General features: G+C 53.9%; 17 protein-coding genes and 1 tRNA gene. 11 read left to right on the top strand and 7 right to left on the bottom strand.

The annotated features are described in order from the left end of the window. Positions 1 to 124: 124 nt before the first annotated feature. Complete coding sequence (locus tag KHU30_RS17050) at positions 125 to 562, bottom strand: YXWGXW repeat-containing protein (RefSeq protein ID WP_211443815.1); 438 nt, start codon at positions 560 to 562, stop codon at positions 125 to 127. 293 nt (positions 563 to 855) lie between these two features. Here KHU30_RS17050 and KHU30_RS17045 point away from each other — a divergent pair, with 293 nt between their 5' ends. From KHU30_RS17045 to KHU30_RS17015, 7 genes are all read left to right on the top strand, one after another. Further along, positions 856 to 1665: a ParB N-terminal domain-containing protein gene (locus tag KHU30_RS17045; protein WP_211443814.1), complete on the top strand. Its 810-nt coding sequence runs from the start codon at positions 856 to 858 to the stop codon at positions 1663 to 1665. 179 nt (positions 1666 to 1844) lie between these two features. Continuing rightward, complete coding sequence (locus KHU30_RS17040; RefSeq protein WP_211443813.1) at positions 1845 to 2282, top strand: hypothetical protein; 438 nt, start codon at positions 1845 to 1847, stop codon at positions 2280 to 2282. A 318-nt stretch (positions 2283 to 2600) separates the two neighbouring features. After that, positions 2601 to 2918 carry a hypothetical protein gene (locus tag KHU30_RS17035; protein WP_211443812.1) on the top strand — a complete coding sequence of 106 codons (318 nt, stop codon included), beginning with the start codon at positions 2601 to 2603 and terminating at the stop codon, positions 2916 to 2918. Positions 2919 to 3552: 634 nt separating this feature from the next. Beyond that, positions 3553 to 4815 (top strand): cation:proton antiporter, encoded by a 1263-nt coding sequence (locus KHU30_RS17030; protein WP_211443811.1) that lies wholly within the window; start codon positions 3553 to 3555, stop codon positions 4813 to 4815. 184 nt (positions 4816 to 4999) lie between these two features. Continuing rightward, a complete protein-coding gene (locus KHU30_RS17025; protein ID WP_329956690.1) occupies positions 5000 to 5926 on the top strand; it encodes a polysaccharide deacetylase family protein in 927 nt (308 codons plus the stop codon). 394 nt (positions 5927 to 6320) lie between these two features. Further along, the gene (locus KHU30_RS17020) at positions 6321 to 6647 is read left to right on the top strand and encodes a fibronectin type III domain-containing protein (protein ID WP_211443809.1); all 327 of its coding nucleotides are present in this window, start codon (positions 6321 to 6323) and stop codon (positions 6645 to 6647) included. A gap of 122 nt (positions 6648 to 6769) precedes the next feature. Continuing rightward, entirely contained in the window at positions 6770 to 7210 is a 441-nt protein-coding gene (locus KHU30_RS17015; RefSeq protein WP_211443808.1) for a transposase, read from the top strand. A 95-nt stretch (positions 7211 to 7305) separates the two neighbouring features. Here the strand turns inward: KHU30_RS17015 and KHU30_RS17010 are convergent, their stop codons facing one another. Continuing rightward, positions 7306 to 8427 (bottom strand): NHL repeat-containing protein, encoded by a 1122-nt coding sequence (locus KHU30_RS17010; protein WP_211443807.1) that lies wholly within the window; start codon positions 8425 to 8427, stop codon positions 7306 to 7308. Positions 8428 to 8872: 445 nt separating this feature from the next. Here KHU30_RS17010 and KHU30_RS17005 point away from each other — a divergent pair, with 445 nt between their 5' ends. Continuing rightward, on the top strand, positions 8873 to 9154 hold the full coding sequence (locus KHU30_RS17005; RefSeq protein ID WP_211443806.1) for a hypothetical protein: 282 nt from the start codon (positions 8873 to 8875) through the stop codon (positions 9152 to 9154). Positions 9155 to 9233: 79 nt separating this feature from the next. Here the strand turns inward: KHU30_RS17005 and KHU30_RS17000 are convergent, their stop codons facing one another. Continuing rightward, positions 9234 to 9671 (bottom strand): universal stress protein, encoded by a 438-nt coding sequence (locus tag KHU30_RS17000; RefSeq protein WP_098493032.1) that lies wholly within the window; start codon positions 9669 to 9671, stop codon positions 9234 to 9236. A gap of 108 nt (positions 9672 to 9779) precedes the next feature. Here KHU30_RS17000 and KHU30_RS25770 point away from each other — a divergent pair, with 108 nt between their 5' ends. After that, positions 9780 to 10229, top strand: a complete 450-nt coding sequence (locus tag KHU30_RS25770; RefSeq protein WP_211443805.1) for a methyltransferase family protein — start codon at positions 9780 to 9782, stop codon at positions 10227 to 10229. Positions 10230 to 10355: 126 nt separating this feature from the next. On the opposite strand, the gene KHU30_RS16990 is transcribed toward KHU30_RS25770, so the two are convergent. The 3 genes from KHU30_RS16990 to dnaQ all read right to left on the bottom strand — a co-directional run bounded on the left by KHU30_RS16990 (position 10356) and on the right by dnaQ (position 12505). Next, positions 10356 to 10637 carry a KTSC domain-containing protein gene (locus KHU30_RS16990; RefSeq protein ID WP_211443804.1) on the bottom strand — a complete coding sequence of 94 codons (282 nt, stop codon included), beginning with the start codon at positions 10635 to 10637 and terminating at the stop codon, positions 10356 to 10358. A gap of 981 nt (positions 10638 to 11618) precedes the next feature. After that, positions 11619 to 11695, bottom strand: a tRNA-Val gene (locus tag KHU30_RS16985). Between the two features lie 66 nt (positions 11696 to 11761). Further along, entirely contained in the window at positions 11762 to 12505 is a 744-nt protein-coding gene (dnaQ, locus tag KHU30_RS16980; protein ID WP_211443803.1) for a DNA polymerase III subunit epsilon, read from the bottom strand. Between the two features lie 150 nt (positions 12506 to 12655). On the opposite strand from dnaQ, the gene KHU30_RS16975 reads away from it, so the two are divergent. Together KHU30_RS16975 and KHU30_RS16970 are read left to right on the top strand one after the other, a co-directional pair. Then, on the top strand, positions 12656 to 13969 hold the full coding sequence (locus KHU30_RS16975) for a site-specific integrase (RefSeq protein ID WP_211443802.1): 1314 nt from the start codon (positions 12656 to 12658) through the stop codon (positions 13967 to 13969). Positions 13970 to 14151: 182 nt separating this feature from the next. Continuing rightward, complete coding sequence (locus KHU30_RS16970; RefSeq protein WP_211443801.1) at positions 14152 to 14574, top strand: hypothetical protein; 423 nt, start codon at positions 14152 to 14154, stop codon at positions 14572 to 14574. A gap of 286 nt (positions 14575 to 14860) precedes the next feature. On the opposite strand, the gene KHU30_RS16965 is transcribed toward KHU30_RS16970, so the two are convergent. Further along, on the bottom strand, positions 14861 to 15670 hold the full coding sequence (locus KHU30_RS16965; protein WP_211443800.1) for a 4'-phosphopantetheinyl transferase family protein: 810 nt from the start codon (positions 15668 to 15670) through the stop codon (positions 14861 to 14863). Positions 15671 to 15710 lie beyond the last annotated feature (40 nt).

Genomic DNA, 15710 nt, shown 5'->3' with positions numbered 1-15710 from the left:
ATATTTAACATCAGCTACGAAATTTCATGCCTTCATCCTTCATATATAACGTCGGATCCAGGAACCGGTAAAAACGCAAAAGCCCGCATAAATGCGGGCTTTTGTCCTTCTGCTTCAGTACGAACTAGCAATTGCCTTTTTTCGCTTGTCCTGGCGGGCAATGATAGCGGCCTCCGTCGTCATCGCGCCTATCCTCATCGCGCCTGTCGTCGCCGCGACGGTCATCACGGCGGCGCTCATATCGCTCTTCGCCTTGGCGCCAGCCGCCGCGGCGCAACTCCCATCCATTGCTTCCCTGGCGCCATTCCGGCCGATCGTACTGATAGCCGGCGCGCGCCCTTTCCCAATGCCCGGCGGCCCAGACATGCCTGCCGCCATCCCAGTTCCAATAGCCGGGCGCCCACACGTAGCCGACGCGCGGCGGCGGCACCAGTTCATATCTTGGCGGCGGCGGCGGCGTTCCAATCGTGATGTTCACGCCAATTTGCGCCATTGCCTGGGTCGGCACGAAAGCTGCCGCGCTCAGTGCCATGAGTGCGGTCGCACAGAGGATACGTTTCATATTTGTCTCACACAGTTGTTTAGTATGACGAACTATATCGCTAATTTTTTCGGAAACCATCAATGATGCAATAAATCACATTTAAGACCGCCCTATTACATCCGTTAAAAATTGTTAATTAACGAATTCGTGAGCTCGCACTGGCGCCAGTTCAGCGCCCCGCTGCATCTGCATGCACGATCGGGCGGCCAATCGTCAATTCCGTTCTTTTATTAAAATACCGGGTCGCCGTGCACTGCAAGAGCGGCAGCACAACGTACACTAGCAGCCCTATGCCTGATTTTTCATGAACCATGACCATCACTATTGACGAACAGCTCCGTGCCTATATCGATCCGCTGACCGAAGACGAATTCGCTGCGCTGGAGCGCAGCCTGCTGGCCGAAGGGTGTCGCGACGCGCTGGTATTGTGGGACGATCTCCTGGTGGACGGACATAACCGCTACGGCATCTGCCAGAAGCACGGCATCCCTTTCAATACCCTTCAGAACGATACCTTCCAGTCCATCGACGATGTACACCTGTGGATGATCGACAACCACCTCGGGCGGCGCAGCGTATCGGATTTCCAGCGCGGCGTGCTTGCCTTGCGCAAGAAAGAAATCGTCGCGGCGCGGCTGGCGCAAGCGCAAACCCGGCAGGCTTCCACAGAGCCAGCCGGGACGGCTTCCCCCGCCCAGTCCGGCGGCGATCCGCCATGGACCAGGGAAACCGTCGCGCGCGCTGCGCGGGTAAGCAGCGCGACCCTGGGGCAAATCGAGAAAATCCAGAAGACTGCCGCGCCGGAGCTGGTCGGCGCTGTAAAGTCGGGCATCATTTCCATTAACGCCGCGGCGGCCGTGGCGTCTTTGCCTAGCGAACGGCAGATCGCGGCGGTGGCAGGAGGCAAGAAGGAACTGCGCCAAGCAGCCAGGCAGGTGCGCGAAGCCCGGCTGCCGCCCAAGCCTGAACAGGAGGAACCGCCGAGCGACGCCACGCCTGAACAAATCGAAATTCATCGTTTGATGCTGTTGGTCGTTGCACTCACCGAAGAACGCAACCAGCTGAAAAAGAAAGTGCAGCACTTGACGATTGCACTTGCGGAGGCGCGCAGCGAACAATAGCGCAGCCGCTGCGGCCGGGATGATGGATGCGACAATGGAAAATACAACATTGTTTTCATATCGAAATGTACTAGGTTTATCACTCAGGGGAAGCGGCGCACGTTAGACAATTCTTTTGAAATCCGCTTGAATCGTTCTTTCGACGCCATGGTCGCTTGATCTGCTAAAGGGGGAATGACATGAAAGAATTCCGGCAACTCATCCGAAGGCGTTTCTTGTATGACGATATTGGGAGAGCAAGAAACATCCTGCGATTAATCGCGGTCGTCTGGTTTGGTGTGCTTCTGGCAAGCCTGGTGGCCGGCGCTGAGCTGTGGCGCGACACCTGGAAGCGGTCAGCGGAGTTTCAGATTTTCGTGCTTGGTACTCTCGCTTGTGTCGCTGTCTACTGGTTATGCTTTGCAAGAGATGAACTTGTACTGGCGGGCGATGTGCGGATCATTGCCGCCATCAGCGAAAAGCATCACAAAAAACTAAGGCGGCTGGCAAGACAGCAGGATACAACTCTCGGCGACATCATTGAGCAGCTGATGGATGTCATTGTGAACGCCAGATTTGAAGCGCTCAAATCTTCAAATGACGCAACACTGGATTACGAATCAAGTCTGGACCGGTAGCGTTAAAACCAGGTGACAGAAGGCCGGGGTAGCGATACTCCGGCTTTTTTATCGACCTTATTAATCTGCGCGCCCATATCGAAGAAGCATGAAGCAAAAAATATCCAGGCTGTTCGCCAATACCTTTTCCTGCGGTCGCGTGATAGTTTCCAGATGCTCGGGTGAACTATTTGTGTGTCAAAAAACACGGGTTATTTCACATTCTCGTTATTATTTATTAACAATTGTTAAACGACGCCGAGTCCGATGGACTAAGGGTCCGCGGATCAGTAGGATGCCTTTTATTGTCATTCACGACCCTATTTGCGAGACGCATAAATGGAAACCTTTATTGAAGATAAATTTCTCAATGAGAGCGTCGACAAGATTTTAAAACTTGCAACGCTGACCTTATACGGGGTGAATGTTCGATGCGACGTAAGAATGGTGATCAACGACGTTCGCGACTATCTGGTTTTGATCAAGGAAGGAAACTTCCACGCCAATTTGAGGGCTTTCAAAAGTGCTCTGACAGCCGTAGTCAACCGCACACACCAGAGTTTGCCCGATTATAAGAAGACCATTGACTATGCGCTCTCTCTGGTTGCGACCAGTTCGATTTATTTCCGCGTGAATTCCAGTCAACTACATATATGACATGAGACTGCTCCGGAAAGCTGAACGAGGTAACAATCCAAGATGAATCACAGGCATGACGTCATGAGAAAAGTGCAAACATTGCTTACCATCGCTATCTCGGTGGGCTTATTTCTTTTCATATTCGCACCAGCGATCTTTACCATATCGCCCGCTTTTTTCAAGTGGTGCGTGTCGCATCCCATGCTGTCGCATTTTTCGGTCTTGCTCTTACTGCTGCTTAGCCTTGCGTGGCTGGAAATATACAGCCGGCAAAACTGAGAGCAGCTTCCTGCAGCCCTACTGCGCCATGCAGCCGGATCAGCTTTCCGACTCGCCAAGGCGATATCGGCGTTAAACGAACCCCAAAAGACCTGGCCAGATCACGCTGGTTGGCGTCAAGCAGACATCATGATGCGCGGATGTGGCGATATCCATGATCCGGGCCCCGCCCGCGTTTTGCGCCGGCACGGAGCACGGCCTTCGAAGACGATATAAAAATCTACACGACGCCCGCTTGCTGGTCGTCAGCGGGGCGTAGCAGTGTAAAATCCGCAACGCATTCGATATCAGCATTGAATGCGTCTCTTTCGTTTCGAACGCTTCTGCATGCGTCAGACATGGCGCCTCAGCAAATCCATCTTCAGGACTCAACATGGCAATGTGGCCGATTCAACTTTGCATCATCATTCTTGCCACAGTGCTGTGCGGCGCCCTGGCCAAACGACTGGGACAAAGCCGGGTGGTTGGGGAAATCGCTGCAGGCCTGATGCTCGGGCCGGCGGTCCTGGGGGCGATCAATACGGATTTTTATAACATCGTGTTCTCCAATGCGGTCATGCCGGCGATGTCGCAATTCGGCGAACTCGGCCTGGTTTTTCTGATGTTCCAGCTTGGGCTGCACCTGGACCTGAAAAGTCTCCAGGGACGCGTACCGATGCGCATACCGGTTGTGGTGGCGCTATCGGGAATCGTCTTCCCGTTCGCAATCGGCTGCGCGATTGCTGTCGTATCCAGAACGGCGCTCGCACCGGAGGTCCCGGTTCTCGGCTATGTGCTGTTTTGCGGCCTTGCATTGTCCATTTCCGCCATGCCGGTGATGGCGCGCATCGTGATGGATTTGCAGATGGAGGGCAGGTTCACGGCGACAGTTGCATTAACGGCAGCATCCTTGACGGATCTGCTCGGCTGGCTGCTGCTGGCAGTGATCACGGCGCTCTCGACCGGCGCCTTTACATGGCAGCACATAGCCCGCAATGTGACGCTCCTGCTGATTTTTGCCGCAGTCTCCATGCTGATGGCGCGGCCGCTATGGGCCAGGATAATTGCCCGCCAGCCGTCGTCCGGCGTTACATCGCGCGTGTTGCCCGCCGTGATCTGCTACGTATTGCTATCCTCCTGGATCACGGCTGAAATCGGCTTCCACAGCGCATTCGGCGCCCTGATGGCTGGGTTGGTGCTGCGCGACCTGCCCGGGCTGGAAATTGAATGGCGCGCCAAGGTAGAGGGATTTGTAGCGTTGATTCTGATGCCGGTATTTTTCGCGCTTGCAGGCATCCAGGCCGCCACGGGAAGTGTCTCTTTGCCAAATTTCTGGCTGTGGTTTGGCTTGTTCCTTATCGGCGGCATTGCCGGCAAGTTCGGCGGCAGTTATCTGGGAGCGCGCATATCGGGCGTCGGACATAGCGACGCCAGCGTGATCGGCGCATTGATGAATACGCGCGGACTGATGGAGCTTATCGTCCTGACGATTGGTTTGAAACTAGGGATTCTGCCGCCTTCCGTATACACGATGCTTTTTATCATGGCGCTGACAACTACGGCAATGACTGTGCCGATATTACGGTTTTTCGGGCATGGCAACGCGCATGAGGTAGCAGGCACAGGCGGAATTGCGGTGAAACGGCGCGGCGCGTAAGCAAATCTGAAAATCGCTTGAAATCGGCATTGAAGGCGCCTCTATGCGGTCGCCGTAACTGTAGTTGTTTGTAACAGCCGGCGAACAGCGCAGGCCAAGGGCGTATCATTTGCGCTGCATGCCCTCCCAAGTCCATCACTGCCCTACTGTCTGTCACCGTATGTCTTCGCTTCCCGTTCCACCAGTGCCATTACGCAAGGTACTTTCCATCTCATCGCGACATGTCAAAAAGATCATTTTCAACCTGATCGTGATTTTCGTGGCGATCGGCGCCGCCGGCTGCGCTATCGAACCGGTTCCCATGTCGCCTCAAACCGCCGAGCGCTTGAAATCTCAAGCGCCAATCCGCTTCCTGCTGACTTTCGATGACGGCCCGGCCAGGCCAAGGACTGACAATCCGACACTGTCCATACTGAACACGCTCGCGCACAATCCGCTGCAACCCGGCATCAAAGCCCTCTTTTTTGTGCAAACCCGATCGTCTGGCGCTGGCGAGACGGACTTTGGGCGCGACATCATACGGCAGGAAACCGATGAAGGGCATTTGCTGGGCTTTCATACCGCCACGCCGCATCACGCAAACCATCGCTTCCTCAGTCCCGAAAAATTCGCGCAATCGCTAAGCGATGGCATCGCGGACATTACCTCGATCCAGGGCAGTCCGCCGAAACTGGTCCGCCCGCCGTTCTGGAACTACGACAAGCGTACTTTTGCCGCTTACCAGCAGCAAGGCATGCACGTTTTGCTGACGGATCTGAGCGCGAACGACGGCAAGATATATGGCATCAAGGCCAGCCTGAGAAGGCGCTCCAACATGTTGCATCTGTTGACTGACGTGCGCGAGCGGATTGCGGCAGGCGAGTTGCCGGCGGTCGATGGCAGCATCCCGGTGGTGGTGAGTTTTCATGATGTAAATAGCTACACCGCCGATCACATGGCGGAATACCTGCAAATACTGATGGATTGCGCAAGCGCGGTCCAGCTGCCGACTGCAAGCAAGCCGTTTTACGACGACAAGGCCGAACTGGAACGCGCGGCCCTGGCAAGAAGCGTGCGCGACAGTGCGCAAGTCGTGCGCCTGCCCGGGTTCTGGAACTGGCTGTGGGATTAGGCCCTGCGCAGCGGCAGGCTGCGGCGCAGGTCAACGCTGGCGCGTATGGGCATACTCGAAAGCGAGAAATTCCTTGAGGCTTCCCCCCCCTTGCGGGGCCAGGTAAAGCTGGACTGCCTGCCGGCGGTTTCCCACCCCGCCAACAATAAGCCCATACCTGAACGCCAGGTTCCTGGCGCCCCCTCCCCCCCGCTGCGGCGCTGCAAAACTGCCCCCATCGGGCTTCATCCTTATCAGTAATATCGTTACCCGCTGCGGGACTTTCCCACATCAGCTATCGATTGAATTTGATAAAAACACGGCCAGGACTGTAACGTTTGCCAGTTGAAAAATAACCGTAAATCCCGTCTCATTGACCTCGCGTTCTCCTATCTACTTTTGAAACAGAAAAATCATGACAGCAGAATATTGGGATATGAAATTTTCCAGGACACCTATTGTGAGGACGGTTGATGTCAGCCATAACTCCATCACCCTGGCGTGGTCAGCTCCCGTCATGGATCGAACGATCACTGCTTATCAATTCATGGTTAGAAAGGGCGATCCCAGCGGCCCGCAGGTGCCGACCGATGCACTGGCCGGTGCGAATAGTTTTCCTCCTTATCGACACGTAATCGCCTCGCTCACTCCTAAAACGGTCTACTACATTCAAGTACGGGGAGTCGACTCTGATGGCGACGCAAGCAATTGGTCCAGGCAGCAAGTCTACAAAACATTGTGAAGTGCGATCTTCCCGGCGCTAAATGCGCCACGGTTTTGACATTCGAGATATTCACGTATTTGTCAGATGATGATGTGCGAAGAAATTCAGTCAATTAAAGAATTCTCACCTCCAGGGATACAATGAAACCGATCAAATACACCGGAACACTCAGCGACGATCAATGGAATAAAGTTGCGGACATCCTGTCGCGAGCGACCAGGCTGGATTTAACTCAACATGATTACCGTGCGTTTGTTGAAGCCGTATTGTGGGTAATCCTGAATAGAAAAGCCTGGGCCGATATTCCGCCCCATTTCGGAAAGCCGAAAAGCATTTATACGCGGTTTTATCGATGGAACGAAAACGCACTCTGGCACCTTTTGGCGCGACGCTCAACTCATGATCAAGAACTGCATCTGATGCTGGCGCAAATCAATGATCGTTGCGACTTCCTGAACAGGAGGAGGGAGTTCCGTTCGCAAGACCGGATCGACATCCGGCAAGAAAATAGCGCGACCCTTGCAAATCACCAGAATGGCGTAATAGCGCATCAGAAATCAACACCCGACCCGTCGCGCTAAAGCCTGGTAAAGACCTGGCCGATAGTGAGTCTCGTGACAAAAGAAAAGAGGATGCCGAACGGCAGCATCCTCTGGAAATTTATGCAAAACGGCTGTCACTCGCTGCCATCGATGTCGCCTGGCGGCGTCAATCCGGTGAAATCCCCGATCCCTTTTGCGTCGTACGGACCGTTCAAGCGGTTAAAGCCGTTGCCGGCGACATTGAGCGCTCCCTGCTGCAACACGATTTGCTTGGCTGGCGTGACCTCAATGACGCGATTATTGAATTGATCGCTGATCAAGGTGTTGCCATTTTCCAGGCGAACCGCGCGCGTGGGCAAGGGATTGGCGTTGCTTCCGGCCAGTGTGTTGGTAGGGTACTCCCACACGATCGCATCGTTGCCATCGACTTCGACGATGCGGTTGTTGTTGGAATCGGTAATCAAGGTATGGCCGTCAGGCAGCCGGCTGGCGAAGGCGACCCCGCTCAGCGTCCCGCCGGCGGTGAATTGCCTGACGATCTGCAAACCGGTGGTGACTTCGATGGCCCGGTTATTGTTTTCATCGGCGATCAGGATATTGCCGTTTTCCAGTTGCTCTGCGCTGTTAGGGTTGTTCAATTGATTCGGGCCGTTGCCGGCAACGCCAGTGCTGCCGTATTGCCATACCAGCCGATGAGCGCGATCAACCACGATGATGCGCTGGTTCGCCTGGTCGGCAATGATCACATGCAGGCCATGGCGGCGCTGGAACTGCGGCAGCACCGCCGCTTGCACCGGTGTATTCAACTGATTGAAACCCGCGCCAGCCACGCCACCGTTCTGACCGTATTGCCAAACGATGACGCCGCTGCGATCAATCAAGATGACGCGGTTATCAGGGCAGCCATTGACCGGATCGGAGCAGCCCGGCAACGGCGGGGAGCTGGGCGGAATGCCCGTCCCGGATAGCAAGGTGTAAGCGCCGACGCGTTCGGCATCATTGATGCCGACGATGCTCTGCGGCCCAGGCTTGTCCGCACCGTTACCGAACTGCCAGACAATTTGGTGGGTACGTGGATCGACCTCGATGACACGATTATTGAATTGATCGGCAATCAGCCAGTGACGCGCAGTTTCATCTGCAGCGGCAACGCGAGGAATGCCGGAAATCAATCCGACCAGCACCACGCCGACGGCAAGCTTGAATGCAAGATGATGATATTGCGATGAATGAGGGGGATGGTGGAAATGCAGCATGATAGTCTTCTCCTTGTTATTGGAAAAAAATATTCTTTGATACATGCCATATTGCGAGCCCCATCTCCAGTAGACAAAAAAAGAGAGGGGGCATCTATCATACGCTTCCCAGCGAGCGGGAAGCGCATGTTTTAGCGCAGGTGGAATCACAGCGCAATCAGGCCCCGCAACTGCTTCGACAAGCGCAGCACTACCCTGCACTCAAATAATTCCCGCAAAGAATTGTCACCTCATCCGGCCATCATTCACTCTATTGAATTGCCGATTTCGACGCCGCATCGACACATGCGCGCGGCCGGGCGAAGCCGTTGGATAGTCGAAGCCCATTGCCGCACGGTATTTATAAATTTGGCTAAAGCCGATCCGGGCCATGGACAAATTTCATCTCGATTACTAAGATGAATTCATGTCATTTCTTCTACGAATTTTGTTTTGGGAGTTCGCTATGGACGCGCGTATCGAAGAAGAATTGATTAACGAGTACATCCATAAAATTCAAGCATTGGCAGTCCTGGCTTTGTACGGACAAAATGTCGATTCATCCATCAAATCCGTCATCAGCGAAGCATGCTATTTCTTCTTTTTACAGAGATCCGACGCGGCGGCGAATCTCATCGCATTCAAAAGCCGGCTGACAAAAATGGCCGACGTCACGCATTACAGCCTGCCGGAATACAAAAGGCCTTTGGAATACGCCGCCTCGCTGGTTTCTATCTGCCAACTTTAACGAAATAAGTGATCGGCAATGCGGCTCGGATGCGAGATCCGATGCCGCAGCCAGTTCACGCCGCCAACGCCATCAAACCCTAGCGATACACGAGCACCGGTATCTTGCTATGCGTTAAAACTTTCTGCGCTTCGCTGCCGAGGAGCAGGCCTTTCACTCCTTTTCGGCCATGCGACGCCATGGTGATCAGGTCGCATCCGTTGTCATTGGCAGCCTTGATGATCTCTTCATAAGGATGGGCGCCGATTGCATAAGTCGTGTTGCAAGATACGCCGGCCACACTGGCAGCGTCTTCGATGGTTCCAAGCAACCGTTCCGCTTGAACCCGGCTGTGTTTAGCGAAATCATCTTCTGTCTCCGCCAGCATTTCCATCTGTAAAGACAATGCGTGGTATGGCGGACTCACGTAAAAACCGGTCACCTTCGCGTTGATGCTTTTGGCGAACCGCATGGTATTTTGAATCGCAATTTCAGACAATGGAGAGCCATCGATCGGTAGTAGAAGATGCTTGTACATTGCGTCCCCCGGGGTGAATGAGTACTTTCAGTTTATGATGCGATTGATCGCTTCGCAACATTCGCGCAGACCGGCGGATTACATTTTTATCGAGATTGCCAGGGACCCATGTTCCTCCGTGCGCTTATTGCCTTCCTTGCCCTGCCAGGCGTGGTTGCCATCCTCGTCCCGCTGGCTTGGCTCTGGTTCACTGCGCACACCATGTTTGCACACCCTTTGGGTCTGGTGCCTCTGATAGCTGGCTTTGCGGCTCTGCTTTGGTGTGTATGCGAGTTCTATGTTTCCGGAAAAGGAACGCTCGCTCCCTGGGCGCCGCCAGCTTGCTTGGTTGAAACGGGACCCTACCGTTACTCGCGCAACCCCATGTATATCGCGGTGACGTCGGCATTGCTCGGCTGGGCGGCCACGTTCGGCTCCCTGGGACTACTCATCTATGCTCTCGTCGTAGCCGTGGCGTTCCAACTGCGCGTGGTGTTTGGCGAAGAGCCTTGGTTGTCGCGCATGCACGGCAGTCAGTGGGAGCAGTACAGGAGCCGAGTTCCTCGTTGGCTGTGGTGATCCGCCTTGGCGACGGCGAATCAATCCATGGCCAAGGAAACACGGGCATACCGCCTGGCGACCTCTTCCCGCATTGCGAGACTGCGTAACCCCTCAACAATTTCAGAGACTGGACCTCGAGGCTGCTTAAGACCCTGCATCATCGCCGGCGGCTTTGAACAGTTCATCAAGGGGGTTAGATTTCTTTTGGGTCCGCGCGACGCCTCGACGGCTTGAAAATTCCTCTTCTATATTGTCGCGGTAATAGCTCCATGCCGCCCCCGAGGTCGACAGCCGGCGCCAGACCTCGTTCCCGACACCCGAATAATCAATGACGCTTCCATCGTCGAGTTCAACCCGCAGCGTACGTTCCCGCGGCTCATATCCAATGGCACGTAGCTTCCCGGCATTGATGCGCTTCATCTCCATGACTGCTCCCCATATATATTTGCGTGCCGCCCCCATGGTAATAGAAATTCACTATTGCCGTTCATGCGGCTGCATCAATGATGCAGCGCCAATGACAGCAAAGGTACAAGCCTGCAAGCGAAATGCCAGGTGATATTTTGCGTGGCCAGCCGGAAATTCATATCAAGACAGCGACATCCGGCACAAGACGTGCTCAGGCGTTTTGTGCTGATTGCAGCACCTCGATTTATGCGACTGCAGCCGAAAATTCAACGTTTCCGGCCATCCAGTCATGCCAGAACAGACTTCTGAAAACATCTGAAATCACAATCGCGTATTCAATAGTAATGATGGAGAACATACTCTTGATACACTTCATCGACGATCCAGGCTGCGATGATTGAGAACGGAATCAGCAGAACCAATACCCACCCAAGTTCCATAAAATAAAATCATCTTTCGATGACCCCTCTTTCAATGAACGCACGTTCAGACTAATAAACCCTGTACGAATTACAAGCGCGCGGTGATATCCTTTTTTCATGGACATGGCGCACAACTACCGCTCTCAGCCATTTGCGCCAGTCACTATTGCCCATGCTTACCCAGCTCGCTTCCATAGTGGCGGAGATCTTTGAAAACCCGGTCACGGGCAGGCCATGGCACGATGGGCGGTCACAACGAGACCATTATTGGAAACCATGTCTTAAAAAATGAGGAATGCGAGCTTGGTGTGCTTATCAGACCCGGTGCAGCTGCGAGAAGACCGCGCAGATGGCCGGCGCAATCCGGCTTGCGTTGTTCGATGGCTTGGCCATGCAAATGCCAAATTGGCATTACAGCTTATGCCAAGCAGATTGACGCCGCAGAAAACGGCGCCCGGAAAGCAAAAATGGAAGCCGTATCGGGCTTCCATTCAGCATTGCTTGCAACAGATTTTTCTTTGATCAATCCCGGAGTTAATCCAGAACTATCCCAGCATTCCTGCAACTTCAAGAATACTGGTAGGCACGATTGGACTCGAACCAACGACCCCTACCATGTCAAGGTAGTGCTCTAACCAGCTGAGCTACGCGCCTAAAGAAGCGAAATTATAAGGGCATTTTTGATTCGTGGCTAGTGTCTTGTGAATATTTTTTACAAGATTATTTTTGCGGCGCATTTTCCGCCGGCTCCGCTGGCGTCTGGCGCCATATGCAGGTGCCCCGGGCGTCCTTGTCCAGGCCGTTCAGCAGCAGCTCATGCGCCGCCAGCTCGTCCTCGCTGGCGCTGCGCACCACGATTTCCGCCAGCGGCAGCAGTTCCAGCGCTGCGCCGCCGCCATCGGCATCGCCGTGACCGCCGCCGACATCGATGCAGAAGCTGTTCTGGCCGCGGGTCATGGCTAGATATACCTCGGCCAGCAGCTCCGAATCCAGCAGCGCGCCGTGCAAGGTACGATGGGCGTTGGAGATGCCGTAGCGGTCGCACAGGGCGTCCAGCGAGTTGCGCTTGCCGGGATACATTTCCTTGGCTTGCACCAGCGTATCGATGACGCCGGCAATATCGGCCGAGAACGGCCCCTTGCCCAGGTACTTGTATTCGGCATCGAGGAAACCCAGGTCGAACGGGGCGTTATGGATGATGACCTGGGCGCCGCGGGTGTATTCGCGCAGCTCGTCGAAAATCTCGGCGAACTTCGGCTTGTCGCTCAGGAAGGCCGTGGTCAGGCCGTGGACCGCCAGCGCGCCCTCTTCCGAATCGCGCTCGGGATTGATATAACGATGAAAATTATTGCCGGTCAGGCGACGGTTCAGCAATTCGACGCAGCCGATTTCGATGATGCGGTCGCCGGTACGCGGGTTGAGGCCGGTGGTTTCGGTATCCAGAACTACCATTCTGTTAGCCATACTTCGTAAACTCCTTTTGTGTACCTTTGGGCATAGCCCCCAATCGTTACACGGGAGAGGCCAAATTCCAAATACTTTTGCGTAGAAAATGCTTGTAAGAATTGTAAGCCCGATTTATGCTTCTTCGCAAGTTACAAAATATGTAAACGAATGGAAAAAAAGGGGCGTCTGTTGGGCTTCCAAATCAGATCTTTTGTATCCAGCAATGGCGAGCGGTTCAGCCTGCTTTTTTCGAGCGAGGAAGCCTTCCCGCTATTTTACCCAACTGCATTTATTTCACGAAGCAAACGACTAAATACGACGCCCAGCACGCAGCTCGTGTACCTGGATGCCATCAAGCGTTTGTTGGAATGGGAAGCTCAACGGAAGCGCCAATGGGATGCTGAAGGAAAAATTGGCTTAGAGGTTCGATTCCAACGCCATGAATTTTTACGACCGCACGAACTTGATGATCTGGCGCGTTACCTCAACGCCGCACGCTGCAGAAAGCAAGGAGATACGATCGGCGCCGCCAAAGGGAACACGTATATTAGCTATGCGGCCCAGTATTTGAAGTGGATTGCTGATGAGCTCGTTACAGATGGCAACCGCCCTGACGTTAGAGCTATGATCGATACGCAGGATAGACGGCTGAAAGAAAAGCTTCTGTCAAAAGCTGGCTCCAAATCCGCAAAGAATCAAGGAAACTGGAAAAAGCACCTCTCCGAAAACGCGCGGGAACAGCTGCACGCGCTATGGAACGATCCATTTATTGGTCTCTTTCGCACTGCAGATCGCGGCGCGCGACAGCGCACAGTCGTTATGCTCCGAATTCTGTACGAAACTGGAATGCGGCGCGGCGAATTACTCTCATTGAAACTCAAAAACGTGTTGGATTCCGCAGGAGGACAAGTAGCACGCTTGGTCATCGAGCGGAATCATGGCGACTCCTTTGACACGCGCGTTAATCAGCCGGTGCCTAAAACACGCGGGCGAATTGTGCCAATAACTGCGGGATTGGAACGACAACTCACAGAGTACATTGCTGAATACCGGGCCGATGTTCCGCGCGTCGGCTTTGATGAGGAAGATTTTATCTTTGTGACCCATCGCAATAAACGAAGTCAAGGCGCCCCCCTATCAATCTCAGCATTTGATCAAGCTCTGACTGAATTGAGGAAATTGTTTTGCGCCTTTGCGACGCTCCATCCACATTTGCTCAGGCACGATTGGAATTACCGGTTCTCACTGCAGTGCGATAAAGCGAAGTGGACGCCGGAAAAAGAGAGGGCATCTCGGGAGATATTGATGGGATGGGCGGAGGGTTCAGAATCAGCGCTAATCTATAACCTCCGCCACACTCAGGAGCAGGCGATATGCATTGGGCTACAGGTAGCGGGAGATACCGAAAGGCCCACCCTTCCCTCGAAAGAGATCCTCGCCGCAACCGGAAAACTTGCTGTTGCGGTGGCCAACACCAAATGAAAAGAGTACTAGTCAATGATCGCTAGTCCTATCGAGATAACTGGCACTGATTTCAACCACGAGCAGACTCTTATAAACGGAAAGGCGGAACAGATCGGTATCAAGCTCTTGGACAGAAAAGCACTGGCTATTGAGTACGGAGCCGATTTACTGGCGTGCCTGGATGAATTGAGGAGTTGAGAATGCCTAGAGCAATCACTGAAAAAGACGTGCGTTTAATGGTTGAAATGATACATGCTTGGCCAAAAAGCGAGCCGTTTAAGTGGGAGTCAATTTGTAACGGCGCGCAAAGCATACTCGGTTACGAGCCTAGCAGGCAGGCACTACACAAAAAGCCAGCATTGGTTAACGCATACGAGGTCAAAAAAAAACATCTGCGATCTGAAGCGGACAAGCTCAGCAAAGTGACGCGGCCGCGAACCACGCTGGATGCCATGGAACGAATAGCCAAACTTCAGGAAGAGAACGATCAGTTGAAAGCAGAGGTGCAAAAAATGGCAGAGATCGCCAATCGGTTCATTTACAACGCAACTTTATGGGGCCTTTCTCGCGACAAGCTTATGGCCCCCCTTCCTGAGAAGAAAAAAAGTCAGAAGGGGCAATGAACCGGAAGAGCAAGCGGCAGATGGCGACAGACAATCTGGTACGATTGACCACCTATTTTCATTTGACTTCCCCCCAATTGCCTGGTGCACACTAGTAACCATATTGAATACAGTTAACCACTTAATTGCATTTAAAGTGTCGTTGACTGTTATTGCCCATCCCCTCGAATATGCTTTGCAGCGCATATTCGAGGGGATGGGCTTATTCAGCCGTCAGCAGTCCGGCAAGGCTATTGCTACAAGAACGTTTTGTTCTTTTTCACGGCGCTCCGCGTCCAGCAGCGCATCACCCTACACCGAAATCAGCGCGACTCTGCCATTCACAAGTCCGCAATTGCAGGTGTCCGATGGGCTCGTCACCGATCAGTGGAATGATCCGGGTCGCAGTGATGCTAGGAGACGAAGCAGCCGTCCGATGTTCGGCGCAAACGGCGACAAGATATTTCGAGGCAATCCGGATTTGCCAGTGATGCCAGCGGGATGGGCAATCACCTAAATCCGGTTCCATCCACATCGCCAGGCGACCGCAGGCGCCGAAACGAAAGCCGAATTGGTCAAGTGGTATGGAAAGCCCCATTCCACGTGCCTTGACATAGGCTTCCTTGAGCGTCCACAACTCGAAAAAACGTTCACTTTGCGCAGCAGTCGACAGTTCCTCCAGATCAATCACCTCTACCTCCGCGAAAAACCGCTTGGCGATATTGATCGGCGCTGGCCGCAGTGCGATGTTTTCCACATCCACGCCAAGCTCGCGATCCCGGGTCAACGCCAGTACGATCATGTCGCCGCAATGCGATAGATTGAACGACAGCGTCCGGTTATTTGCATCCATGCCGCAAAGCGCCGGCTTGCCATAGCGATTTTCCTTGAACCTCAGGCATTCCGGGGCGACGCCTGTGAAGCGCGCCAGCACGGTGCGCACCAGTGCCCGCGTGACCAGATAGCGATGCCGATCCGGTTCGCGCAGAAAACGCTGGAGGCGACGCCGCTCCTCTGCGCTGAGCAGCTGCCGATAGGCTTCGAGAAGCTGACTATCCCTCTGGTCGTCAAGCGGGGTCAGCCACAGGTCTATGCGTTGCGGATCGAGATCAGCCATGGTCGCCGCGCCTTTTCAAATGGCCGGCTCTGCCGCAATG

The sequence above is a fragment of the Collimonas humicola genome (assembly GCF_018304945.1).
GTDB classification, from domain to species: domain Bacteria; phylum Pseudomonadota; class Gammaproteobacteria; order Burkholderiales; family Burkholderiaceae_D; genus Collimonas; species Collimonas humicola.
Note: the sequence above shows the minus strand (reverse complement) of the source record. Positions and strands in the feature narration are given on the sequence as shown.